Raw genomic sequence first — 24243 nt, forward strand, 5'->3', positions numbered from 1 at the left:
AGCAACGACTCACTTTGAGCATCACGAGACCAAACCGCGAACGGCCTGCTGAATCCAAACGTTCAGAGCATCCCAACCGACGATTAGCACCAATACTGGAATCGTCAAACACCACAGATAACCCGTTTGTAAAATGCTTGGCGAACTTCGCATCGGAGCGGTATCCCCTTCAACCGAGTCGATCGTCATCGCTTTCACAATGCGCAGATAATAAAACAAGCTGATTGCCGTATTCACACAACCAATCACCAGCAACGCAACCAAATACGTTTCGCCGCCTGCGAGGTATCCGCGAGCCAGTCCCGCAAAGACAGCAAACTTGCCAATAAATCCAGCCAGCGGAGGAAGGCCGACGAGACTAACCAGCATCACTGTCAGGCAAATGGTAAACGACTTGCTGCGATGAATCAGCCCGGCGTAGTCGCGAATTTCTTCACTTCCTGTAACGTCACGCACCATGGCCACGACGGCGAAAGCCCCAAGGTTCATCAGTAGATAGACGGCAATATAAAGTCCCAGGTAGCCGACACACTGACTTGCCGCCACGGGATCGATCGAGACTAGAGTGAGCACCGCCGGCACCGCCATCATCATGTAGCCTGCGTGCGCAATCGTGGAGTAGGCCAAGAGTCGTTTGATATTCGTCTGAGCGAACGCAGCCAGATTTCCAAATGTACAGGTCACCGCCGCCATCGCAGCAATCACCCAAGCCACGAAGTTTTGAGTCGAGCTCAAGGCGGGGCTTATCAATTCGGAATGGCTCGAAATAGCCAGCTCGCTACCTTCTCTCCATTCAACCAACTCAAGCGGGGCACCCTCCAAGCAAGTGAGCCCGATTGCCATTCTCACCAACAATGCCAAGGCGGCTGCTTTTGAAGCCACCGAAAGGAATGCACCAACTTCTGCGGTAGCGCCTTCAAATACATCGGGACACCACTGGTGAAACGGAACCGCGGACAGTTTGAACGCCACGCCCACGAGAATCATCAACATGGCCATCACCAGGATCACGCTCTCAGCGGGTGAGATTCCGGCTGCAGCCACTTGCGCAAGGTGCAATGCCATCGTTGGCATATGTGCTGAATTCAGCATGCCAGAAAGCAGGCTGATTCCATAGAGCATCACCCCGGCGGTGCCTGCTCCGTAAACGGCATACTTTAGTGCCGCCTCCGATCCCTTGCGATCGTGACGATGCATCGCCACCATCGCATAAGAAGGGACCGATGCCATCTCGATCGCAAGAAAGACCATCAACATATGATTGGCGGACACCATCAGGCACATGCCCAGTGTTGAACCTAACACCAACGTCGTGAAGTCAGGGCTATCCGGCTTACGATGCGCTTGGGTTAGTTTTACGAGTAGAAAAAAGAGTAGCAGAAAGACAAGCAACAAGGTCTTGATGACAACCGAGAAGCCATCATACACGAGCATCCCGGTAAAGATCTCGACTCGCGGCAACTCGCCAATGGGAACCATGCGGGCTGGACTTTGCGAAATGTCCCAAGGGGCCAGCGGAGACAGAACAGCAAGAGCGACCAAGGTTCCTGCCAGAGCAAACCAATTCGAGTCAATTCGCTCGGAAAACGCGAACATGCGAGCCAAGAGAATCACAACAATCGTCACGCACAGTGCCAATTCCACCCCAAACCCAGGGAGGCTGGCGAACGTATCGGACGTCAAGTGATTCACGAGGGTGACAAACATGTAAGCGATGGATCTACTCAGGGGGCGTTCGCGGCAACGTCTTTATCGGCCTCTTGGCGTTCAGCCCGAAGTTGGGGGAGTTTCACGTCCTCGGTCCACTCGACCAGGTCGGCTACCTGTTGATCGACCGTGGCGTCCATGTATCGGAACATGGTCGCTGGGAAGACTCCCAGGACCACTGCCAGTACACAAAGTGGCAGGGCAATGGCCATTTCGCGAAGATTGATCTCCGATATTCCTTCTTGGTGCGGGCCTCGATATTCGGGTCCCAGATAGACGCGTTGGATTGCCCACAAGATGTATGCCGCCGTCAGAATAACGACCGCTGCTGCAATCGCCGCCAATGTGGCACTCAGCTTCCAGACCGAAAGGACAACGAAGACCTCGCCAATAAAACCACAGAGCCCTGGAAGTCCCAAGCCAGCGAAGAACAATAGCATGGCCATCGCTGTATAAACGGGCATCTTGCCATATAAGCCGCCGAACTGATTCAAATCGCGGTGATGAACGCGGTCGTAAATCACGCCAACCATGAAGAACATTCCGGCCGAACTGATCCCGTGACCAATCATCTGAAACAGCGCGCCTTTGACGCCCATGCTCCATGATACCGGATCGAAAACCGTTCCAGCCGTAGCGCTCCATACGCCCAGTCCTAGCACGACATAGCCCATATGACTCACCGAACTATAGGCAACCATTCGCTTAAAGTCCGTCTGGGCCAGTGCTGCGAATGCCCCGTATACCATACTGATGACGCCGATGGAACAGACAAACCAAACCAGGTCATAGCCTGCATCTGGACAGATCGGATAGCAAATCCGCACGATGCCATAGCCCCCCATCTTCAACAGCACGCCTGCCAGGATCATCGAAATCGGCGTGGGTGCTTCCACGTGGGCATCCGGCAACCAGGTATGCAAGGGTACACTGGGGACCTTGATGATGAAGCCAATCAGCAGCAGGACAAATGCCCACCACTGAATCGATTTGCCGAACAACAGCACCTGGTCGAAGACTTCCGTATGCTGGCCGAGTTGCTGAAGGGCCAAAATATTGAACGTGTGCACGGGATACTCACTGGCGTCGACCTTGGCTTTGTAATCTTCCGCTGATAGAAGTTCTCCTGCTTCGTCCCAAGCCGCGATATGAGCTGTCGCAAGTTGTTCAACTGAGAGCTGTCGTAGATCGCTGTTGAAGTAGAGCATCAACAAAGCAATCAACATGAGCACACTACCAAACAGCGTGTACAAGAAGAACTTGATCGCGGCGTACTCTTTGCGTGGTCCACCCCAAACACCAATCAGGAAATACATCGGCAGCAGCATGACTTCCCAGAATATGTAGAACAAAAAGAAGTCCAGCGACAAAAACACGCCCATCATCCCGGCCAATAGCAACAGGTAAAGCACGCAGTAGCTCTTCACGTACTTATCGATTGTCCAACTGGCTCCCATCGCCAGGAAGGAAATCAACGCCGTCAGAAGCAGCAAGGGGAAACTAATGCCGTCGATACCTAGAAAGAATTGGATATCAAACGAAGGAATCCATGAGACTTGTACGACGTTTTGGACGCCAGCTTCGTTGATTTCAAAGCTAAGAGCTTCACTCCAGGGGAGCGCGATCCACAGCGTCGGCAGCAAAACGAGCAAGGTGACAAACAGCGTGAACCAGCGCAGCAGCGACTTGTTTTCCGATGGAAAAAACAGCAAGACGATCGCTCCCACGACCGGCGTGAAGATCAGCGATGTCACTACGAAATATGCGAGGTTATCCATACAAGTGCCTCAAGGGCAAAACGTTAGCTTCTATTGAGCCAGGGAATAGGTCCAAAAACTCAGAATCAAAAACAATGCGACGGTACTGACGACAATCAGCATCACATACTGACGCAAGCTACCCGTCTGCAACATTCGCAAGCTGCTGCCCAGTCGATACGTCTGCCGTGAGAACCAATTCACGAAGCCATCGATCCCGCGGCGATCAACCCAGTTGTCAGAAAGAGTAGCAAAACCAACGACCAGCCACGCAAAACCGTCCACCACTCGGTCAATGACCAGTCGATCAAACAGTGAGACGCAGGTCGCCACCGCCAACGCGCCGCGAACGAAGACCGCCTGGTAGACTTCGTCGAAGTACCACTTATTGAACAGGACTCGGTAAATCGGGTCGAACGAACGCCGCACGTCTGCCGGGTCCAAAGTTTTCCACAGATAAAACACCGACGCCAACACGATACCGCTAACCGCTGCTCCAAATGCAAGTACGCCCACGGGTCCCTTAACCGCGGCAACATGCCCCTTCGATTCTTCCGGCATCGTGACGTTCCAATGACTACCCGCCATATCTTGCCAGATGCCTGCCGGCCGTGCCTGTTCGATCGTTCGGGAAAGCGTCGGCAAACCAATCGAATCGTAGATCGGCCAGGCGACAACAACCGCCAAGATCGCCAGCAAGACTAGAGGGACAACCATCGCTTTTGGCGATTCATGGGCATGCTCATGCTTGTGAGCCGAGCGTGGCTCTCCGAGGAACGTCAGGTACCACATTCGAAACATGTAGAATGCCGTCAGGCATGCTCCGCCGCAAGCAGCGCCGAAGAAAACCGTTCCCCAAACTGGATTGAAATGACGAAAGGAAAAGACCTGTTCCAGGATGGCATCTTTCGAGTAGTAGCCACTCAAACCAATTGGCAGTCCGAAGATGGAAGGGATGCCGATACCAGAGATCGCCAGACAGCCAACGAGCATCGTATATCCGGTCCAAGGCATTTTGCGGATCAATCCGCCCATATGCGGCATCTCGTTGCTATGTACCGCATGAATCACCGAGCCAGAGCACAAGAACAGCAAGCTCTTGAAACACGCATGGGTAATCAAATGCATCACGCCAGCCGCCCAACCGCCGACACCTAGTGCTAACATCATGTAACCCAACTGGCTAACCGTCGAATAGGCCAGCACTCGCTTAATGTCGGTCGAAACAAGAGCGATCGTCGCTCCGAGGAACAACGTCACGCAGCCCACGCACGCAATCACCAGCAGCACTTCCGGCAAGAAGATCGGATAGGACCGTGCGACCAAAAACACACCGGCTGCGACCATCGTCGCCGAGTGCACCAATGCCGACACAGGCGTTGGACCTTCCATTGCATCCGGCAGCCAAACGTGCAGCGGGAACTGGGCACTCTTGCCGACGCATCCACAAAAGATCCCAAGGCCCGCGACAATTAGCAGCGTGTAGCCGTATTTGGTCGTGTCTCCATCGGTCGTTCCATCACGCCACGCTTTGATCGATGCATTGACTTTCGCCGCTAGCTGCTCTTGGTTTAGCGGCACGGGAGAAGCCAATGCCATCTCGTCAATTCGATCGGCGGCTACCAAGCGAACCATCCCATCAGGCACCTTAAGCCCAAAGTGATTTTCCTCACTCCGCATCTGCGAAAACACACCACTCCCTGAACCGGGCATATCTCCGAAATTAAGCGTTCCTAAACTCGCCCACAGGGCCATCAATCCGATCAGCATGCCGAAGTCGCCAATTCGATTAACAATAAAAGCCTTGTTGGCAGCAGTCGACGCCGATTGGCGTTCAACGTAGAAACCAATCAAAAGCCAGGAACAGAGACCGACCAACTCCCAAAAGACAAACGTCATCAGGAAGTTACCGGAAATCACCAGCCCCAGCATGCTAAAGCAGAACAGGGAAAATGCCTGAAAGAATCGAGCATATCGGCCAGGTCTCCGGATCGATTCTCCATCGGCAAGCAGTGCCTCGTTATCCACGACTTCATGCAATTCTTCGTGCATGTATCCGGTGGAATAAAAATGAATGCATGTGGCGATGAGTGTTACCATGCAAAACATGAGAATCGTCAATGCATCGATGTAATAGTTGATGCTTACATCAGCCCCTGCGAAACTCGCCAGCGTGTAGCCGCTGCCAGTAATCACCGGCGGTGCATGGTGCTCGACCACATGATGCGAATCACTCATCGCATGCGGAGTAGGCGTCTTGTGAACGGAGAACCAGATGCCTGCGGAGAAGAACGACAGGATCGTCGAGGCGAGAATGGCGCTGATCGCGATCCACGCCGCTGGTTTCCCCCGATCCCCCAATCGTGTACCGACTAGGAAGATCACGCAGAACGACACCAACGGTAGTAATACCGCGGTCACCAGCAGACTCGGAAGGTAAGGGAGAAAAACTTCCATCAACCTTTCAATTCATCTGCGCGATCGACGTCGATTGTCGCATGGTTGTTGTAAAAGTTCAGGGCTATTGCCAGTGCCACTGCCGCTTCCGCCGCCGCCAACACGATGACGAACAGCGCGATCAGGTGCCCATCAAGCCCTAAGTTTTCGTCGCGAAAATAAGGGCATGCAAAACCCACGAAGTTGACGATCGCTCCGTTGAGCACCAATTCGATGCCCATCAAAATCCCCAAAGCATTCCGTTTGGTAGCCATGCACACCACGCCGGTCACAAACAGAAACGCCCCGACCGCCAGGTAGTGCGACAGTCCGATGGGTTCGCTCAAAAAGCTCATGAGACGTCCCCTCCGTGATGATGTCGTTTAGCACGGGCCAAGAACGCCGCGCCGACCAACACCACCAACAAATGCACCGAAACGATTTCAAAGGGAAGCAGGTACCCCGCCAAACCAGTTTGTTCGCTCTCGATCTTGTCGGCCCGCACACCGATGAGCGCCAGGCCAATCTCGCCAGTTCGCTGTGGCATTCCTTCGCTGGCCTTGACCGCCATGAGTTCCAGTCTCCGCCGCTGCTCCGCGGTAATCTCTTCCCCGCGTGCCCGTTGGCTCTTGAGTTCTTCCGCGTAAGCAACTAACTGCGCATCCGCCGTGGACTGATAATTCGAGCTTTGCCACTCAGGGATGAGAAATACCAGTTGGACCAAAACGGCGAGCAGGGTACCGCCAACCAAAAGCCCCAAGATCCAGTCGCCTGCCTGGGTCCGCATGGTGATGAACGCTTTTTGCGCCGTGAGCATCACGCCGAAGATCAGCAGTACAACCGTTCCGCCCACGTAAATCATCAACTGCATGGCGCCGACGAAATACGCTCCTGCAAGAAACAGCAGACCGCTGGTTGCCGCCAGGCTGACGATCAACGCAAACGCCATCCGTACGATGTTGTTCGTCAATGCCACGATCACGGCAAAACCGCACGCACACAGAGCTATGACGTAAAACATCACCGTGTGCCAGTTGATGGCCGCTTCGCTAGTGGCTGCAAGCAGGGGAGTCACTCGACTTCTCCTTCCTCGTCCGGGGATGGCGAAAGCGACTTGAGCAACGCATCGGCCTGCTTCTCGCCGGACTTAAACCACCCCTCACGGACCAGGGCCCGATCTTGAGCCGGCAGAAGATCATTGAAAAAAGGAACGCCTAGCGCCGTCCAGAACATCACACCCAATAGACAGACCGCCGCGATTGGAACGCAGTACTTCAGGCACATTGTAATCACCTGGTCGACACGCAGGCGGGGGAAAGTCCACCGCACCCACATCATCGCGATCACACCGATCGATGCTTTCATCAATAGGCAAAGCAAGCCGAACAGATTGGCCGTCGTACTGAACCACCAGCAGTTGCCTAGATAGTTTGGGAACCAATCCATTAAGGCACTGAAAATTGGAATCGGCCCATTCCATCCACCAAAGAACAGAATCGCAGCCAAGGCCGATACCAAGATCATCGAGCCATATTCGGCCATGAAGAACAGACTCCACCGCATGCCAGAGTACTCGGTGAGAAAACCGGCAACCAGTTCACTTTCCGCTTCCGCCAGATCGAAAGGAGCTCGATTCACACTGGCAACCGCGCAAGTAAAGTAAACCCAGAATACGACGAAGATGAAGGGATCGTGAAAGATGAGCCAATTGGTAAACAATCCGCGTTGTTGATCACCGATGGCTACCAGATCCATCGTCCCGCAGATCATCAGCGGAACGATCACGCAGATACCCAACGGCACTTCATAGCTAACAACCTGGGCTGCCTGCCGCATCGCACCAAAGAGGGACCATTTCGACCCGGACGAGTAACCAGCCAGGATGACGCCGAAGACTTCCAATCCCAAAACGGCGATTAGGAAGAACAGACCAATATTCAAATGCAACGCCACCCAACCCGAAGCGAAGGGAAGGGCCATGAATGCTGAAAAGCTGGCTGCGAAGGCAACATAAGGAGCAAGCTTAAAGAGGATGGGATCGGCGTCCTTAGGCATCAAGTCTTCTTTCGAGAGAAGCTTAATTCCGTCGGCCAGCGACTGAAGCCACCCGAACGCTCCGCCGGTGCGTGTCGGTCCCAGGCGATCTTGAATACGGGCGGAGACTTTCCGTTCAGCCCAGATGAAAACAAAAGCACCAAGAGCGATCACATTGACCAGCAAGAAGGCTTGAATCAGCGCGGCGACTGTGTACCCCAGGAATTCCCATCCTGCAGGAAACCAACCTGCGAAGAACTCTCCCACGTGCGCGCTTTCCTTGTGCGTAAGATTACCGGGCAAAACACTGTCTTTTCCCGGATCCTCATGATACCGGTCCAGGCATCCGGCGAAAACTACTCAGTCCCCAATCTTAGACTTTCTGGTCGGGATACAAGCGAATTCGCGATCAAACACTCCACGGGAAATATCTCGATCAGTAGCCACTACAACACGCCTAGCAGCAATCCGACGCCTGCCAGCGAGATCGCGACTCCCGACAGTCGAAACTGAGGTACCCACCGCTGATTACATTTCATACCCAACCCACCAGCAATCCCAATCAAATGAAGTAGTGCGGTAGCCCCAACAAACCCAGCCGCGTAAAAGACAGGAGCGGCCATTGCTGGCATTTCGGTTCCGTGAGCATGGCCGTGCGTCAAACCAAAAGTCCCAATAAAGATGGCTGCAGTGATTAGTGGATACTTCACCCCAAAGGCCAAGGCTGCACCAAGAGCGATCACGGTCAGAGCGATTCCACACTCGACAAAGTGAAACGGCACACCATTCATGCCAACAATACCGCCGGCTACCATCATGCCCGAGAAGGCTGCAGGAAGAATCCATATCGCCCTCCCACCCATCTGTACACTCAAAAGCCCGACAGCGATCATCGCCAGAAGATGATCAAAGCCAAACCAGGGGTGAAGGAATCCAGCACCCAGTCCATCGCCGGTAAGCCCTTCTTGTGGGTGAGCAAAGGCTGTGGATGAGGTGGCGATAACCAGACAAACGACCTGCAACACTCTCCGAAGATTCATCACGGCTGCTCCGATTAGAAGCCAGGCCCATCGGACGGCCAGTAGACCAATTTAGGCATGGCAGTACCAAGGGCCCCATACATTTAAAATGTACGGAAACCCATCTCAACGCATCGGCTTCGGTGAAAAGACCGAACCTTCATGGCAATTACCTATCGATCTCTCCCATCACGATATCCAATGAACCGACGATCGCCGGAATGTCGGCGATCAACCCACCGCGGCAAAGCTCTTCCACGACCGATAGGTTACTGAAACAACTGCTGCGAGCCCTGGCACGGCGTGGGACCGAGTCACCACCATCGGAAACGACATAGAACCCCATCTGTCCGCGTGGACATTCCGTTTCGAGATAGGCCTCGCCTTTCGGCAATTTGGTTGCCAGCTTGATGGGTGTCCCCCAGTCACCACTTGACTTCTGATAAAAGTCCATCCCTTGGCGGATCAACTTGATCGCCTGGATTACCTCGAGCATCCTCACGTAAAACCGGTGCCAACAATCGCCCAGTACGGCTTCTTCCGGAACCGCTGGATAAACTTGATCCTTAGGGTAGCTTCCGTTCTTTTCGACAATTACCTCAAAATCATATCCCTCGTACATCGAGCGGTAGCGAGGCTCGCCATCCCGGCGCAGATCATGATCGACGCCTGACCCTCTCAGCACAGGCCCCGAGCAACCGTAAGCAATCGCCATGTCGGCCGACATGATCCCGATGCCTGTGGTTCGCTTGATGAAAATGGCATTCGTCGTCAGAAGCGTGTGATAGTCCGGGATCTGTGGTTCGAACTGATCGAGAAACTGGCGACACTTATCGATCCAGTCCGACGGCAAGTCAGCCGTAACACCTCCCGGAGTTATGTAGCTGTAAGTTAGTCGCGCACCGCAGACCCATTCCAAAAGATCGAGAATCTTCTCTCGCTCGCGAAACGCATAGAGAAACGGGCTGAACGTCCCGAGATCGAGCCCGTAGGTCCCCATGCCCACCAGATGACTGGCAATGCGGTTGAGTTCCGCGATCATCACGCGAGTATGCCGCACCTTCTCGGGCAGGTCGTAGTTCAGTAGTTTCTCGACGGCCAGCGACCAACCGAGGTTCATGTTCATCCCAGCCAGGTAATCCATCCGGTCGGTATACGGAACAAACTGCCGTGGCGTGAGGTTCTCTCCGATCTTCTCAGCGCAACGATGCAAGTATCCGATATGGGGCACCGCCTCCGAGACGACTTCGCCGTCGGTTCGCAAGACGAGTCGAAGGACGCCATGAGTGCTCGGATGCTGGGGCCCCATGTTCACCAACATCTCGTCGGTGCGAACATCGAGTTCAATGATTTCGGAATGATTCGCGTTGGACATTCAAAGGGCTTTCAACAAACTAACGTCCACGGATTCCGTGATACTCAAGTGGCATTTCGTAGTCTTTACGAAGTGGATGCCCTACCCAGTCTTCAGGACACAAGATCCTCCGCAGGTTTTGATGCCCGACAAATAATACGCCGGATAGATCATACGCCTCCCGTTCGTGCCAATCGGCAGCTCTCCAAACGTCGGTCACCGACGGCAGTTCAGGGATTTGCCCTTCAACATCTTCCTTCCATCGCGGCAGCATCACCTTTATCACGCCGGTCGTCTTGTGGCGAATACTGGAAACGTGATATACGACTTCCAGATGTGGCTGCCATTTCACTTTGGCTGCTTTCTTTGGGTCAGTCTCGCAGTAGTCGACGACGCAAATCGAATTCAGGTAGTCGAATGCGATCGTAGGCTCCTGCTTGAGATAACGGCACACTTCCACCAAACCAGCAGACGTTACCTCGATCCAAGGATCGACGTTTTCAAGATTCGCACCGGAGATCTTGCCACCGAAACGATTTTTGAGTGTCTCTATGAAGGCTTCGTCGATCATGCTTGCGTATTACTTTCCTGAATCCTTACGGCGTCGTTGCCACCTGGGTTGAGTCGCGCCAGCTCGATTTAGATTTCGCACTGGTATGGGGATGTCCGGCCATCGATCGCACCCAGTCGAGATCACCTCGCTTCCAGACATAGGCGAATCCAACCATGAGGATCGCAAAAAAGATCATGATGTCCGCCACGCACGTCCACACCAACTTCGATGCAGCAGACTGGGCCTGGGTGTTGCTTTCGGCAACGTCCTTCGAGGCTAACAGTTCCGCTTCATCGACCGGCAACCCTAGCTCGGTCATCAGGCCTATGTACCCAGGGCCGATCGCACGTGTACCATCCTCCATCTCGACAATCGCAGGTGATTCCGGCCTGGCAAGCTGGGTCGACTTCCCGAAAACAACCGCCCAAGGAAAGAAGAAGGCGACTTCAACATCGAAGATAATGAACAGCAATGCGACCACGTAGAACCGCAGGTCGAATTGGACAAAGCTGGAACCGATCGTCGGCTCGCCACATTCATAGATCTCGAGCTTTTCTTCGTACGGATTCTTAGGTCGCAGGATGCTTCCCAGTAAGAGGTTCACCAACACGAAACCGAAGCCTGCCACGGTGAACAGGATCAGGTAAGCAACGATCGTGGTTGATAAACTCATGAGCTACGTCCGGCTTGAATGCGTAACGAAAGGTTCGACCCAGCGCGTCTGGCATGCCCTCATTTAAGGGGCCACGCGACAACTGTGCAACTAGCCGGTTTGCTCGGAAGGACCGCCATGGACGGGTCGAAGTACCGCCTTCGATTCCGCGACGGCCGTTGGATTCAAAGTCGCTCGTCCCCAGGCAACATCGATTGGCAAACGAGAATAGTCGACCAGCGCACCATCGCGACTGTAAGAACTCAAGTCGAGCGTACCACCCATAAAGATGCAATCGACCGGGCACGGCTCGATACACAAAGCACAAAACATACACTTCGTGTAATCGATGGTGAAATGCGTGAGCCGAAAACCTTTGCCGTTCTCAACACGTTCTTTGCCGATGTAGATGCAGTCGACCGGGCAAGCCTTGGCACATTGATCACAGCCGATGCAGGTAGTGACATCGAATCGATGAAACCCTCGATAGCGGGGGGCCACTTGGGCAGGAAGCTCGGGATATTCGAAGTGCTCGGTAAATGTTTTGCGGTTTGGGTCGTACGTCGATTTCCAGACCCGAAGGGTCACCCAAAGGCCTTGAATGACCGTGGTGATCGCGCGATTCAGATTTTTCCACCAACTAAGCATGCCTTCCCTTCGCACGAATTCGGTTGATCATCGTTGGCTCGAAAGTGGCGCCGCTTCCCCTTACAGGACTTAAGCTTGCGTTAACGGTCAGCGACCTAATATTAACAATTTCCCCCCTTCTGACAAAGTGAGACCAAGTGGCCAATTGGCGGGGCAAACTGCTTGAATTCCAGGGACCTTAGATAACCCTGGCAGCCAAGGCAAATCCTCCCGTTTTTTCGGCACATTCCTCGCGACTGGCTCCAGAATTCACTAAAGTCCGAGATTTGCTTGCTTGACGCCGCTAAATTAGCGCGTAGAGTGAAGTGAGAGTTTCCTCGCGCAAAACAGGCTGTTCTTGTTGCGTTTGGGAGATTTTCGAGGATGTCGCTGTATTAGGTTGATATGACTCGAACCTTTTGATTTCTGCTCAAGTCTAACGAAGGCGCCAAGAAGGTTCAAGCATTCGACAAGGCAGTGCCGCCAAAATCATGAAAGAGTATCCCCCCTTGGCGGTTGCGTGGAGAGCATAAAATGCTGGTATTATCGAGGAAGAAAAACGAGAGCATTGTCATCAATAACGACATCACCATTGTCGTTGTTGAAATTCGTGGTGATAAGGTCCGCCTTGGCGTCGAAGCTCCAAAGGAAGTCCCCGTGCATCGCCGCGAAGTTTACGATGCTATCAAACGCAATGAGAGTGGACAGTCGGCGACGGACGCGTCGGCCAACATGGAATCGGAATAGTCATCCAGATTAAGTGATCTCGGATTGCCTTTCTCATTGAAACATTAAGCACTAACGAAGCCCGCGAATTCTTACCGTATTCTGCTGCGGTTGCGTGTTTCGAAGGTTTTCGGTTTGCCAAAAAGAGGATTTTCGCTTCCTGACGGCATCCCCCCTTGAAGACACTATAAGTCATTGGGTATATTTAAGCCCTTCAACAAACGGCCCCTTCGTCTAGTGGTCTAGGACACCGGCCTTTCACGCCGGTAACACGGGTTCGAGTCCCGTAGGGGTCACTGCAAAGCCTTTCGTCTTCCGACGACAGGCTTTTTTTGTGGGCGTACGCAACCTGGCCAACGCGCGTCATACTTTCTCTCAGTGCCAAGTCGGTCACCCAATCATGTTCATTCGCAAGTTGAACACTCACCGCAATTGCGGGTAAGCTTTCTTTGATCCAACGCCGCGCACGCATTAAGTCAATCAACATGACTAAACTACCTTACGATGCCATACTCGTTCTCTCTTTCGGCGGTCCCGAGAAACCGGACGATGTCATACCCTTCCTAGAAAATGTTCTCCGCGGTCGTAATGTTCCTCGCGAGCGAATGCTCGAAGTCGCCGAACACTATTACCACTTCGGTGGCAAAAGCCCAATCAACGACCAAAACCGAGAGTTAATCGAAGCTCTCAAGTCGGAACTCGTTTCTCAAGATATTTCGCTTCCGATTTTCTGGGGGAATCGCAACTGGTACCCCCTATTGGCAGATACCTTGAAGCAGATGTTCGATGCTGGGCACCGCAAGGTACTGGTCTTCGTGACCTCCATCTTCAGTTCTTACTCAGGCTGTCGTCAGTATCGTGAAGACATTCAGCGTGCCCTGGAGGAGTTGAACCTGACGGAGCAGATGTCGCTCGACAAAATTCGAACGTTCTATAACCACCCCGACTTTATCGAGACCATGGTGGATCGTGTCCGTGACGCGATCAGAGAACTCCCCGAAGATGGCTCCGATCGGCGGAAGGTATTGTTCACGGCTCACAGCATCCCCAATGCAATGGCAGCCAACTGCGCTTATGAAAAACAACTGCATGAGAGTTCCCGTCTGATATCGGAAGCCTTAGGTCTGGAAGATTGGTCACTAGTTTACCAAAGCCGAAGTGGCCCCCCCCAACAACCGTGGCTGGAACCGGACGTTTGTGATGTCATCCAAGAGATCGCTGATAAGAAATTGGCAAGCCAGGTCGTAATTGTGCCGGTTGGTTTTGTTTCCGATCACATGGAAGTCATCTACGATCTGGATGACGAGGCTGCCAAACTAGCGGAGGAGGTTGGCATCACGATGGCACGTGCCAAGACCGCCGGCATCCACCCAAAGTTCATTGGAATGATCCGTAAGCTGATTGAAGAGCGTTTGGGCATTACCCCCGAAAAGGAAGCGATCGGCAAGTTCGGCCCATCGCACGATGTCTGTCCGATCGACTGCTGTAAATACGAACCGCGTCGACCGGGTCCTGTTCCATCTACAGAGTAAGTACTAGATGATGCATCGGATTCTGATCACGGCCTTCGAGCCATTCTTACAGTACCCGACCAATGCATCGATGCAGATCCTTACCCATTGGGCCGAGGATAATCCTGGCTCTGACCGCATCGCGTTTACGACGGAAATCTTGCCAGTCGACTACAATCTCGCGGAACCACGACTCGGTGACTTACATGCGGATTGGTTCGACTTTGCACTACACCTAGGGCAGTCACCTCGAATCGATGAATATCAGCTTGAGATGGTGGCGCTCAACCTTAAATCAGATCCCAAGACACCAACTTCACCACTGAGCCCCTTCGGCCCGACTGCATTTGCAAGCCAGCTACCACTTGATACGTGGTGCCAAGACTTACGCGAGCATGACCTACCGGCGTCTGTTAGCTTTCATGCGGGGACCTATCTCTGCAATGCGACGTACTACTGGTCGATGGAGATCTACCGGCAACGAGGCCTGTCCGATCGCAGTCTTTTCGTCCATGTCCCGCTCATCGACATGGACCAGCCCAATCCTGAACATGCAATTCGCCGAGGTTCACGAATGCTGGCTCGATTGGTACGGCTGATTGAAGGGCACCTCGACGTGACTCAAGCACCATTTGCCTGACGAGCGTGAATCGCGTGAAAGCCGCGAAAGGTCATTGACGCTTTCAGGCACGCCGTGCGAAAGCCTTCGGGGTAGGGAACGCCAGGTAGGGAGAAGACTTCTTCTTCCCCCATAAAGAAAATGAGATCGGCAGATCGAAACCAAGCCTGCCCTGGAAGTTGTCGCACTTCAATTTGATCGAACTGGTCAAGTGCGATCTGCCGCTCCAAGACTCCCTGAACACCTCGTTCGACATTCACGTGACGGTTGGTAATGCGATAGCGTGTTCCCACCATTGGCAGCACATTCCAAAGGTACAGTGGTATGGCGATTGGAATGGACAACAAAACGAATAGGTTGCCCACGTTCAAAAACGAAACGCCCCCCTTCTTCTCGTACAGCCTACCGAGAAACTGTCCGATGGTAGTCGCTGAGACGGACGGCCAGACAATCAATGCCGTCGACTCTTGCTCAGAACTTAGAGAAAGTCCTGCGATGGCTTGTTTCATATAAGCTGACCCAACCTAAGGGTAAGCGAAACCCAATTTCTGTCGTTGACTAACCAGCCTGGCCGTTTTCTGCCTGGGTATGCATCTTGCCGCTTCGGAAGGCTTCGGCCATCGCTTTGGGAACCTCCGCTTCCGCAAAGACAAGCTTCGCACGGTTCATCGCAACTTTGGCTTTGTTTTCCTGCTCGGAAGCAATCGCCTCTGCGCGGCGCTGCTCTGCTTTGGCCCGGGCCACTCGCGTATCCGCTTCGGCCTGATCATTTTGCAGGCGAGCCCCTACGTTTTCGCCGACGTCGATGTCCGCAATATCGATCGAAACGATTTCGTACGCCGTATGAGCGTCGAGGCCACGTGCGAGCACTGCCCGGGTAATGACGTCCGGATTTTCCAGCACGTGGGTATGGTGCTCTGAAGATCCAATCGCCGAAATGATACTTTCACCGACACGTGCGATCACGGTTTCCTCCGTGGCACCGCCGATTAACTGTTCGAGCGAAGTTCGCACCGTCACTTTGGCACGCACACGCAGTTCGACACCATTCTTGGCGATTGCACTAAGCGTGCTCTTGCCGCTGCGTCGGGGATCAGGGCATTCAATCACCTTGGGAAGCACGCTGGTTTTCACCGCGTCAACCACATCTCGACCGGCCAGATCGATCGCAGCGGCCCGGTCGAAATCCAGATCGATCCCAGCTCTCTGAGCAGCGATGATGGCGTGAATCACATGCATGACATTCCCGCCGGCCAGGTAATGGGCTTCCAGCCGCTTGGTGCTGATTCCACTACGGCGATCGATATCGAGCCCAGACTGCTTGGCCATGATCTTGGCTTTGACGATCAGCCGGCTATTCACCTGGCGAAGACTCATCCCCACCAAGCTCCATAGTGAAACGTCGGCACTCGACATGTACGCTTGAAACCAAAGCTGACCGTAGTTCAACAAAACAATGAGAATGACAATGCCGAAGACGATCAGCATGAATGTCGCCAAAGCGTAGACGTACCACATGGATCCGCCTACGGCGTCGGCCTGGGCAAACAGCATCAATGCGTCATACATGGGTGGAGTTCTCACTTGCAGATTTAGCACAAGGGATGAAGCATCATCAAATCAGTTGCTGGCAATCATAACGGATCTCCCAGCACGACTCCAGCAATCACCCAGAAGAGTGCTGGAATTTCGTCCTTCAGGAACCGAGGCTTTAGCCGATGTGACCTTGAGTCCATGCCCCGTCCACAAATCGCCAGGTCTTTCCTGTCGGGTTCTCATCTCGCAGTTCCCGCGGCAGGCGATTGGGGCGAACATTGTCAAACGACTGTAGCGCCGCAAAACGATGAATCGAAGCCGGAATACCCACTGCGGTGAAGCCAGGATGCCCGGTCGCGGGGAAGGGACCGCCATGATTCATTGCAGGACTTACGGCAACGCCTGTTGGCATCTTATCATTGATCAAACGACCAACCTTTGGACGTAAATGGTGAGCGACCTGATCGTAAGCAGGATCATCGCCACCGGCTGTATCCGAATAGATCGTCCCCGTAAGGTTGCCTTCCAGGGAATCAATTACCTCACAAACTTCTGCCAGATTCTTGGCCTTCACGATCAACGAGCAGTTTCCGAACGCTTCGGTTTGGAAGGCCTCGGAATTGGACAAGAATTTCTCAGCGGTCGTCGAAAGCAACGTGTTTGGACACGTATACCCTTGCGAAGAGCCCTCGCCACTTCCACTCGCCTCGACATCCGCCCCAGCGTCGATCAACACCTTCAGGTTCTGAGTAAGCCCCGCTTCAACTCCTTTGGTCAAGAGCGTGCCACTTGGAGCCGCAGCGAAACCGGTTTTGGCACCTTCGATGAATTTGGCCGATTGGTCATCGTCCAGCAAAATGATCAGCCCGGGGTTTGTGCAAAACTGTCCAGCCGCCATTAAGCAACTTGTTTGAAATTCACCTACCAATGCTTCGCCACGCTCGGCCAATGCCCCCGGTAGAATCACAACGGGGTTTACGCTCGACATTTCCAGGTAGATTGGCTTACCAACCTTATCCGCGGCTTCTTTCAGTTTCAGTCCAGCCAGTTTACTGCCGGTGAAGCCAATCGCCCCGAGACGATGGTCGGCCACGAACTTCAACCCGTCTTCATTGGACATGTGATAGATCAACTGTACCGCAGCCGGTGGAAGCCCTGATTCGGTGGCGGCCTGATGCGCGAGCTTGGCCAGTTCGCGCGTGGTCCCCGGTTGAGCCGGATTGGCCTTCACGATGACGGGATTCCCGGCGGCGATGGCCGCGGCAAAGTCGCCCCCGGAAGCGCCGCTAAATGCCAGCGGAAAGTTGTTTGGGCCGAAGACCGCAACCGGACCAATGCCTGCATAGTACGACCGAATCCCACTCTTGGTGTCAATCGTCGCGGCTCGCCAGGTTCCGTCGACCGATGCCGCGGCAGCCAGACGAAGCTGATTGATCGTTCGGGGCATTTCGACTTCAAGCAAACGAGGCGAGACAGGCAATCCGCTTTCGGTGTTGGCCAACTCACAAATTGCTTGCTTGTTTTCGTCTAACAGTTCCGCAAAACGATTGAGGAACAACTCCAACTTTTCTACCGCCATCTGGCGCATTTCCTGGAATGCGCCAGCGGCAGCAGTCAGGGCCTGGTCGAGGTCACTCCAGGTGCTGATGGGATACTCTTCCGCGAGTGCCTGTTTGGTTGCGGGGTTCTCGGCTTGAAACGTTTCGTTGTGCTCAGCGTCTCGCCACTTTCCACCGATGAGAACCTGTTCTGCCGCCATGAAACCAATCACCTTTCCCGATGCGTTACGGTCTTTGTCACCCTTGAATAATCTCACTGGTCAGGGTGCCGATACCTGAAATCTGAATGCTCACGATGTCTTGCGGCTGAAGCGTGAAATCGTTGTCAGGAACGATACCCGTTCCCGTCAGCAAAAATGCTCCGCGTGGAAAGTGCTGATCTCGGAAGAGATACTCAACCAAGCCTTCCAACGAGCGGGCCAACTGATCGAGGCTTGTATCCCCCTGAAAGACCTCGACGTCGGCCCGGACGATGCTCAACTGCACTTTGACCTGCGAAAGCTCTGAATGCTCCTTCCAATACTCAGAAGCAAGAACAACCCACGGTCCTAATCCGCAACACTGGTCATAAACTTTTGCTTGCGGAAGATAAAGGGGGTTCTCTCCTTCGATGTCACGGCTGCTCATGTCGTTACCGATCGTAACACCGACGATTTCCCCCCGAGAATTCAATGCCAACGCGAATTCTGGCTCCGGAACATTCCACTTGGAATCTTTACGAATTCTGAGGGTCTGTCCCGTTCCGGTAACACGGGCAGGCGTCGCCTTGAAGAAAAGCTCAGGACGAGCCGATAGGTATACCCGATCGTAGCAATCGGCGGCCGCTTCCGACTCTTCCATTCGTGCCGTTTGACTGCGTTTGTACGTTACGCCGGCAGCCCAGACTTCCTGCTGATCGATGGGGGGCAGAAGGACAACTTGATCCATAGCTACCGTTTCCTGCGCGTTGGCAAGCAACGACTCGACCTTTTGCACAGGGTCGTCTGCATCGAGGATCTCGTAGAGGCTGGTGACATCCTGGCTGGAAAACTGAATGATTTCGTTGTCACGCACCAAGCCAACCGCTGGGGTCCCGTGTGTTCCGATAAACTTTGCAAGGCGCATAGCTATTAATCTTTCGATGAATGGAGAGGATTCCTTTCGCCGCATTCTAACCCTGGACAGGTGGCGAATGTAGATGACGGGATGCCCCCGGCCGCTGCCCCGGAATTAGGCACAGCGGGCGCGCATCCGTAGCATTGGTTATGAAGAATCCGTGCATTCGGCGCTTAAGACCAGCCCCCAAGCGTCGCTAACTCTCGCCATAGACAGTGCCTACGACAGGTGGCCAAAGTGTGACCACCTAAGGGTTTATGGTACGCGGCATGCAGTTTGCTTTTGCATGCTACGTCCGCGACTCAATGGTCACAATCTCCTTTCTTGTTATCTGCACCATCGGCTTATACGGCCAACGTTCCAGTTTTGGGAACTCCTTAAGAGATAACCCCAACAAGGACCTTGCCGCCTTTGCTGTCGCGAGGAGCTATCTTGCGGCTGACGTGCGCACCGTTGCCGGCCGGTGATTTGGTTGTCGGGAGAGGGCACCTGGTTGCCGGATCGGCGCGGTGCGGCGTAGCCTACCCTTGAGTCGACTCGGCGGTTCTTTTCGCACAGCTTTGTGTATAATGCCGATAGCCGTTCTGTTGTCGACCAGAACGCTCTACCTTTGTAAGACTCGTCGACTTGTCAGCCAATCAAGCTGACCATCTCTATGACACAACCGTCGAAACTGCGTCGCCAGATTGCCCATCAGGCTGCGCGCATGCTGTACGACCGCCAGGAATCTGAGTACTACCACGCCAAGATGAAAGCGGCCCGCCGCGTCCAACGAGGCTGGGTAAAAGAAGCCGATCTACCCACCAACGCGGAGATTCGCGACGAGGTGCAGTCGATGGCAAGGATGTTTGAGGGGAATACTCGGCTTGATCACCTGCTGACCATGCGTCTGGAAGCACTTCGCATGATGAAAGTGCTAAAGCGTTTTCGCCCCAAGATTGTTGGTAGCGTTCTCACGGGACACGTCCGCAAAGGGTCGGACATCGACCTGCATGTTTTCAGCGACAGCATATCCGCCGTGACCGCCGCGCTGGAAGCGGAAGGCATACGCTTCGACGTCCAGCGAAAGCACGTGAACAAACCAGGCGCTGCTGGCGTTTACACGCACATCCACATTCGAGAAGAATATCCATTCGAACTCACCGTTCGAGCGACCAAGGATGCTTCGGTGGTCTCCAAAAGCTCGATTACTGGCAAACCTCAGGAACGGATGAGCATCGCCGAGTTCGAGCAGTTGTTGACTGAAACCTATGACGAAACCGATTACGCCGAGGGGCTCGCCGCTGTCGAAAACCAAGTCGATCGCTTTCTCCAATATGAGGCATTGCTGCTACCTCTGGAAAATGTCAAGCAGAATCCCAAATGGCATCCAGAAGGGGACGCACTTTACCACAGTCTCCAAGTGTTCGACCTTGCACGCGACCACCTACCGTACGACGAAGAGTTCCTGTTGGCGGCTTTGCTTCATGACGCAGGCAAAGGGATTGATCCTCACGACCACGTGCAGGCCGGCCTGGAAGCTCTTAGGGACGACGTCACGGAGCGAACCTACTGGCTCATTGCTCATCACAGGGAAGCCGCATTGGTAATCGACGGCACGATCGGAGCCAGGGCGAAACGCCGCTTAAAAGAATCAGAGGATTACGACGAGCTAATCCTACTTGCGCGTTGCGACCGTGAAGGCAGGAAAGTTGGCGTCGAAACATCCGAGCTCGAAGAAGCGATCGACTATTTGCGTCAACTTTCCTACGAATGCGACGCTTGGTGAAGAGTTCTAGAAGGGTATTGGCTCGTCAATCCAGTCCTTAAGCCCTGCGCAAGCACTCGACTTACGGAGCTTTCGCAGGGCAGCGATTTCGATCTGCCGAATTCGTTCCCGGGTCAGCGAAAAAGCTTGGCTCACTTCTTCCAGCGTCTGCACTTGCCCGTCAGGAATACCATATCGCCGACAGAGTATTTCCTGTTCTCGCGGAGTCAGAACACTAAACACGCTTGCCAATAGCTTTTGGACCGTTTCACGGCTTGATTCCGACAGCCCGGTAAAGTCATCCCGCGCCGGCAACATATCGGCGAACTCTTCGTCGTCGTACGGTTTTACATCAAGCGACATGGGCCCTCGCATTAGCAAATCCGCTTGGAGGACATCCCGCTCGGTTACCTTGGCAAGACTGGCGGTCTCTTCGATTGTCGGATCGCGATTCTCTTCCTGGCGGAACTGAGCTTTGGAGGACTGAACATTCTGGATCCGTTCCTGCATTCTCGCCGGGACACGGATCAATTTTGCCTGCTCCGCGATACCTTTCAGTATTGCCTGGCGAATCCACCATGTCCCATAGGTGGCAAACTTAAAGCCGAGTGAATCGTCGAACTTCTCAACTGCTCGAATCAGCCCTACATTTCCCTCCTGAATCAGATCCAGAAAACTCAATCCGCGATTTCGATAGTTCTTGGCAATGGAAACCACTAAACGCAAGTTAGCGGAAACGAGTTCCTTTTTTGCCCGGCAGTATAGTTCATGCGCTTCACGGATCATTGGCCGCTGAAACGCAAGCGTACCTGGCGTTTCTTGATAAAGCTCGAAGATCTCTAACGCCTCAGGAGAGACTGGCATATCAAACATATTCCCCGGTACACCGTCGGCCGGCAAATCGAGTGACTCAAGCAACTGCTCAACTTTACGCTGCCATTCCGGGAGAAACTTCTCTCGCAGCCCGAACGACTCCAGAAAACATGCCGTTGCATGGCGACGTCGCATCAGCCGTTCGATAGCCCGCTGCCGACGCTGGGGCGTTTCCTCATCCGTGCGCATAGCTACTGAAATATCGTAGCGGTTGCGATGCGCTGACTCTGCGAGATACTCAATCGCCTCGCGAACCTTGCTTTGCAGCTTCGCCTTTTGGCCTGGACCACTGATGGTGACTTCCAAGGTGCGATCAAGCCGTCGATCACCTTCGGCGACTTCCACAAGCAGATCACACACCATCTGCGTGACGATTCCACACCCAAACAACCGGTGAAGATAGCTGCGACGCGTTTCGGCAACACGCCGTGTCAGGTGCTGCTCTTGCTGCGGAGTAAGCCTGGCGATTTTACCCATCTCGACAAGATAGGAGCGAAGCGCCTCGGAATCCGAAGCTTGACGCATTTCCGATACTTCTACGTCAGAGGTAGCGGACTTCGACGGGGCGTTCAACCGACCGGCAGCGCGTGAATCGGCAGTAGAGATGGAATCGACATGCGCGGACTCTTCCTGACTTCCCACGACGCTGCCGCTTTCCTTGTTCATCTTCGACGTCTCTCCCCTTCGGTTGGATAGGTTGTCTGGATATTCGTCCGACGAATATCATTATCCAACGCGGTTTTCCGCAGTGTCGCGACAGAAAAGCTGACCTTAATTATCACGACAACGCCATTCTACGCAGTCAGTCTCGCAAAGAAAGGACTTTCACCCCCCAAAAAAACCAGACAACAGCTACCAAACGGCTTTCCCCAGCAGACCTACGGGAAAACCCTGATGCAACGCGTCTGAAGGATCAGAGGTTTTCTGCTTCGACTATCAAGTAGAGTTCGTAAGCTGAGAGACCGTCACGGCCGACGTTTTCCATCCTCGGGGCAAACGCTTGGTGCTTCTCTTGCAATCGCATCAATTCACGGCCCGCTAACTGACCATTCCCATCTCGGTCATATTCATTCAACAACGACTTTGTTTGATCGTACGACTGAGGATTGAGAATCTTCTGTTCCCAAGTCTTGAGCACAAGCTGGATGTGATCAGCAGAAAGCGCGAACTCCAGACGCGACACCTTGCCATCGCGAGAGCGATCCAACAATGCATGCCACTGAACTAGCTGTTGCGAGAGCGGTGGTGTGCCCATCGTGGCAAAACGAGCATTGGCAGGGAAATCCTCGCGCGACCACACGCCGTCCCCATTGGCATCCAAACGATACCAGGCCTTGCGGATTGCCTTGTTGCCATTCCAGCGGACCGATGCGACTGCTAGATGAAACTCGGCAATAGAAATCTTTTGATTCATGTCCTGATCGATCGCGATCAGAGCCTCTTCGCTCAGCGCTGGTACGGCACCTTCGGTTTGCATAAAGCGAAACCACGCCTGCTGAGCTTCCGAGTCGGAAACCTCACCGTCCTGGTTGAGATCTGCCCAGGCTGAAATCTCTTCCGTGACGTCATCACTCTTGAAATTCGTCAGTTCGAGACGATCCAACTCAGGATCTTCCTGCGGATCAAGATTGAAGACACTCCGGGCCAGTGAGCCGGGCCGTTTCATCGTCGAAGGTGGCTTAGGATTTTCGCCTGGCTTGGTGCGGACATTCACGCGAATCCCAATCGGGCTTCGTTCCATTCCCGGATCATCCATCGGGACGACTTCCATCGGCGGATTGTTCTGGCTGTTGGCAAGCTCGTCGACCGTAGGAAAGGGGGAGTGCTTTGGCTCTTCAGGTTGGTTGTCAGCCGCCGGTTTGACATCCGGCGTGGCAGGATGATCGATCGGCTTCACACCGGGATTACCAACGGGATCATTCTGGGCGATCATCGGGTCGGCACCCGAGCCGAATAGTCCCGCTTGATAGGCGATCCCCAAACCCGCTGCGATCAAAAGACAAGCCGCGACTGCAATCCAAGCTGACGCATAAGGGGAATTCTTCTGGCGTCTTCGCTGGCGAACCGATCGGTCCGACGAGGTGGCCAGAGTGACTTCGGAATTAGCCGAGTCATGCGTCTCATCTTGCTGACGCTGCGCGATCTGCGCCATGATTCCCTGAGAGAAATCCCGCGGCAAAGTAACCTCAGGCAAAGTGCGAACCGCGTTAACGGTTTCAACCAACTGGTGATAGCGATGGCGCCACTCGGGGGAGTTTGCCAGCTGAGTCTCGATTTGCAGACGTTCTTCTTCTGAGACTTCCCCATCCAGGAAAGCCGAAAGAAGTTCGTCATTGAGTTGCAAATCCATGAGTCTAAGCTACCTAAACAGTTGGAGCTACCAATCTTGATTCCCTGCAACCTGTTTCTAATTAAAGAGTTAGGATGCCTGGTCGGGT

At 53.8% G+C, this 24243-nt stretch carries 21 protein-coding genes and 1 tRNA gene; 5 read left to right on the plus strand and 17 right to left on the minus strand.

Features of this window, described 5'->3' with window-relative positions; translation table 11 throughout:
• Positions 1 to 21: 21 nt before the first annotated feature.
• The 11 genes from Pan97_RS22435 to Pan97_RS22485 form a co-directional block, all read right to left on the minus strand.
• Entirely contained in the window at positions 22 to 1707 is a 1686-nt protein-coding gene (locus Pan97_RS22435) for an NADH-quinone oxidoreductase subunit N (RefSeq protein ID WP_144976524.1), read from the minus strand.
• 17 nt (positions 1708 to 1724) lie between these two features.
• On the minus strand, positions 1725 to 3485 hold the full coding sequence (locus tag Pan97_RS22440) for a complex I subunit 4 family protein (RefSeq protein WP_144976526.1): 1761 nt from the start codon (positions 3483 to 3485) through the stop codon (positions 1725 to 1727).
• Between the two features lie 30 nt (positions 3486 to 3515).
• The gene (nuoL, locus tag Pan97_RS22445) at positions 3516 to 5921 is read right to left on the minus strand and encodes an NADH-quinone oxidoreductase subunit L (protein ID WP_144976528.1); all 2406 of its coding nucleotides are present in this window, start codon (positions 5919 to 5921) and stop codon (positions 3516 to 3518) included.
• Entirely contained in the window at positions 5921 to 6256 is a 336-nt protein-coding gene (gene nuoK / locus Pan97_RS22450; protein ID WP_144976530.1) for an NADH-quinone oxidoreductase subunit NuoK, read from the minus strand. Before nuoK ends, nuoL begins: the two co-directional genes overlap by 1 nt.
• Positions 6253 to 6975, minus strand: coding sequence for an NADH-quinone oxidoreductase subunit J family protein (locus tag Pan97_RS22455; protein ID WP_196782188.1), 723 nt, complete (start codon positions 6973 to 6975; stop codon positions 6253 to 6255). Before Pan97_RS22455 ends, nuoK begins: the two co-directional genes overlap by 4 nt.
• Entirely contained in the window at positions 6972 to 8201 is a 1230-nt protein-coding gene (nuoH, locus tag Pan97_RS22460; protein WP_144976532.1) for an NADH-quinone oxidoreductase subunit NuoH, read from the minus strand. Before nuoH ends, Pan97_RS22455 begins: the two co-directional genes overlap by 4 nt.
• A gap of 179 nt (positions 8202 to 8380) precedes the next feature.
• Complete coding sequence (locus tag Pan97_RS22465) at positions 8381 to 8974, minus strand: HupE/UreJ family protein (protein ID WP_144978602.1); 594 nt, start codon at positions 8972 to 8974, stop codon at positions 8381 to 8383.
• Positions 8975 to 9122: 148 nt separating this feature from the next.
• Complete coding sequence (locus Pan97_RS22470; protein WP_144976533.1) at positions 9123 to 10328, minus strand: NADH-quinone oxidoreductase subunit D; 1206 nt, start codon at positions 10326 to 10328, stop codon at positions 9123 to 9125.
• A gap of 19 nt (positions 10329 to 10347) precedes the next feature.
• Complete coding sequence (locus Pan97_RS22475) at positions 10348 to 10878, minus strand: NADH-quinone oxidoreductase subunit C (protein WP_144976535.1); 531 nt, start codon at positions 10876 to 10878, stop codon at positions 10348 to 10350.
• Positions 10879 to 10903: 25 nt separating this feature from the next.
• A complete protein-coding gene (locus Pan97_RS27205) occupies positions 10904 to 11533 on the minus strand; it encodes an NADH-quinone oxidoreductase subunit A (RefSeq protein ID WP_144976537.1) in 630 nt (209 codons plus the stop codon).
• A gap of 90 nt (positions 11534 to 11623) precedes the next feature.
• On the minus strand, positions 11624 to 12160 hold the full coding sequence (locus Pan97_RS22485) for a NuoI/complex I 23 kDa subunit family protein (RefSeq protein ID WP_144976539.1): 537 nt from the start codon (positions 12158 to 12160) through the stop codon (positions 11624 to 11626).
• A gap of 513 nt (positions 12161 to 12673) precedes the next feature.
• Here Pan97_RS22485 and csrA point away from each other — a divergent pair.
• The 4 genes from csrA to Pan97_RS22505 all read left to right on the plus strand — a co-directional run bounded on the left by csrA (position 12674) and on the right by Pan97_RS22505 (position 15016).
• Positions 12674 to 12886 carry a carbon storage regulator CsrA gene (csrA, locus tag Pan97_RS22490; RefSeq protein ID WP_144976541.1) on the plus strand — a complete coding sequence of 71 codons (213 nt, stop codon included), beginning with the start codon at positions 12674 to 12676 and terminating at the stop codon, positions 12884 to 12886.
• Positions 12887 to 13088: 202 nt separating this feature from the next.
• Positions 13089 to 13161 (plus strand) — tRNA-Glu (locus tag Pan97_RS22495).
• A 189-nt stretch (positions 13162 to 13350) separates the two neighbouring features.
• On the plus strand, positions 13351 to 14397 hold the full coding sequence (locus tag Pan97_RS22500) for a ferrochelatase (protein ID WP_144976543.1): 1047 nt from the start codon (positions 13351 to 13353) through the stop codon (positions 14395 to 14397).
• Positions 14398 to 14404: 7 nt separating this feature from the next.
• Positions 14405 to 15016 carry a pyroglutamyl-peptidase I family protein gene (locus Pan97_RS22505; RefSeq protein WP_144976545.1) on the plus strand — a complete coding sequence of 204 codons (612 nt, stop codon included), beginning with the start codon at positions 14405 to 14407 and terminating at the stop codon, positions 15014 to 15016.
• Here Pan97_RS22505 and Pan97_RS22510 read toward each other — a convergent pair.
• From Pan97_RS22510 to Pan97_RS22525, 4 genes are all read right to left on the minus strand, one after another.
• Entirely contained in the window at positions 14998 to 15504 is a 507-nt protein-coding gene (locus Pan97_RS22510; protein ID WP_144976547.1) for a PH domain-containing protein, read from the minus strand. The two genes, Pan97_RS22505 and Pan97_RS22510, sit on opposite strands and share 19 nt — an antisense overlap.
• Before the next feature lie 49 nt (positions 15505 to 15553).
• Positions 15554 to 16564 (minus strand): flotillin-like protein FloA, encoded by a 1011-nt coding sequence (gene floA, locus Pan97_RS22515; protein WP_144976549.1) that lies wholly within the window; start codon positions 16562 to 16564, stop codon positions 15554 to 15556.
• Between the two features lie 142 nt (positions 16565 to 16706).
• The gene (locus tag Pan97_RS22520; RefSeq protein WP_144976551.1) at positions 16707 to 18290 is read right to left on the minus strand and encodes an aldehyde dehydrogenase (NADP(+)); all 1584 of its coding nucleotides are present in this window, start codon (positions 18288 to 18290) and stop codon (positions 16707 to 16709) included.
• A gap of 37 nt (positions 18291 to 18327) precedes the next feature.
• Positions 18328 to 19194, minus strand: a complete 867-nt coding sequence (locus Pan97_RS22525) for a fumarylacetoacetate hydrolase family protein (RefSeq protein WP_144976553.1) — start codon at positions 19192 to 19194, stop codon at positions 18328 to 18330.
• A gap of 646 nt (positions 19195 to 19840) precedes the next feature.
• Here Pan97_RS22525 and Pan97_RS22530 point away from each other — a divergent pair.
• Positions 19841 to 20953, plus strand: coding sequence for an HD domain-containing protein (locus Pan97_RS22530; protein WP_144976555.1), 1113 nt, complete (start codon positions 19841 to 19843; stop codon positions 20951 to 20953).
• 6 nt (positions 20954 to 20959) lie between these two features.
• Here Pan97_RS22530 and Pan97_RS22535 read toward each other — a convergent pair whose 3' ends face one another.
• Both Pan97_RS22535 and Pan97_RS22540 read right to left on the minus strand, forming a co-directional pair.
• Positions 20960 to 22471 carry an RNA polymerase sigma factor RpoD/SigA gene (locus Pan97_RS22535; RefSeq protein ID WP_144976557.1) on the minus strand — a complete coding sequence of 504 codons (1512 nt, stop codon included), beginning with the start codon at positions 22469 to 22471 and terminating at the stop codon, positions 20960 to 20962.
• Positions 22472 to 22718: 247 nt separating this feature from the next.
• Positions 22719 to 24155 (minus strand): zf-HC2 domain-containing protein, encoded by a 1437-nt coding sequence (locus Pan97_RS22540; RefSeq protein ID WP_144976559.1) that lies wholly within the window; start codon positions 24153 to 24155, stop codon positions 22719 to 22721.
• Positions 24156 to 24243: the final 88 nt, after the last annotated feature.

It is taken from the genome of Bremerella volcania, from assembly GCF_007748115.1.
Lineage (GTDB): Bacteria > Planctomycetota > Planctomycetia > Pirellulales > Pirellulaceae > Bremerella > Bremerella volcania.

Coding starts and splice junctions, on each gene's coding strand:
- Pan97_RS22465 (WP_144978602.1), bottom strand. CDS start 8,974: ATGAATCTTCGGAGAGTGTTGCAGGTCGTTTGTCTGGTTATCGCCACC.
- Pan97_RS22440 (WP_144976526.1), bottom strand. CDS start 3,485: ATGGATAACCTCGCATATTTCGTAGTGACATCGCTGATCTTCACGCCG.
- Pan97_RS22510 (WP_144976547.1), bottom strand. CDS start 15,504: ATGAAACAAGCCATCGCAGGACTTTCTCTAAGTTCTGAGCAAGAGTCG.
- Pan97_RS22485 (WP_144976539.1), bottom strand. CDS start 12,160: ATGCTTAGTTGGTGGAAAAATCTGAATCGCGCGATCACCACGGTCATT.
- Pan97_RS22475 (WP_144976535.1), bottom strand. CDS start 10,878: ATGATCGACGAAGCCTTCATAGAGACACTCAAAAATCGTTTCGGTGGC.
- Pan97_RS22500 (WP_144976543.1), top strand. CDS start 13,351: ATGACTAAACTACCTTACGATGCCATACTCGTTCTCTCTTTCGGCGGT.
- Pan97_RS22535 (WP_144976557.1), bottom strand. CDS start 22,471: ATGAACAAGGAAAGCGGCAGCGTCGTGGGAAGTCAGGAAGAGTCCGCG.
- Pan97_RS22525 (WP_144976553.1), bottom strand. CDS start 19,194: ATGCGCCTTGCAAAGTTTATCGGAACACACGGGACCCCAGCGGTTGGC.
- floA (WP_144976549.1), bottom strand. CDS start 16,564: ATGTATGACGCATTGATGCTGTTTGCCCAGGCCGACGCCGTAGGCGGA.
- Pan97_RS27205 (WP_144976537.1), bottom strand. CDS start 11,533: ATGAGTTTATCAACCACGATCGTTGCTTACCTGATCCTGTTCACCGTG.
- nuoL (WP_144976528.1), bottom strand. CDS start 5,921: ATGGAAGTTTTTCTCCCTTACCTTCCGAGTCTGCTGGTGACCGCGGTA.
- nuoK (WP_144976530.1), bottom strand. CDS start 6,256: ATGAGCTTTTTGAGCGAACCCATCGGACTGTCGCACTACCTGGCGGTC.
- csrA (WP_144976541.1), top strand. CDS start 12,674: ATGCTGGTATTATCGAGGAAGAAAAACGAGAGCATTGTCATCAATAAC.
- Pan97_RS22520 (WP_144976551.1), bottom strand. CDS start 18,290: ATGGCGGCAGAACAGGTTCTCATCGGTGGAAAGTGGCGAGACGCTGAG.
- Pan97_RS22435 (WP_144976524.1), bottom strand. CDS start 1,707: ATGTTTGTCACCCTCGTGAATCACTTGACGTCCGATACGTTCGCCAGC.
- Pan97_RS22470 (WP_144976533.1), bottom strand. CDS start 10,328: ATGTCCAACGCGAATCATTCCGAAATCATTGAACTCGATGTTCGCACC.
- Pan97_RS22540 (WP_144976559.1), bottom strand. CDS start 24,155: ATGGATTTGCAACTCAATGACGAACTTCTTTCGGCTTTCCTGGATGGG.
- Pan97_RS22505 (WP_144976545.1), top strand. CDS start 14,405: ATGATGCATCGGATTCTGATCACGGCCTTCGAGCCATTCTTACAGTAC.
- Pan97_RS22530 (WP_144976555.1), top strand. CDS start 19,841: ATGACACAACCGTCGAAACTGCGTCGCCAGATTGCCCATCAGGCTGCG.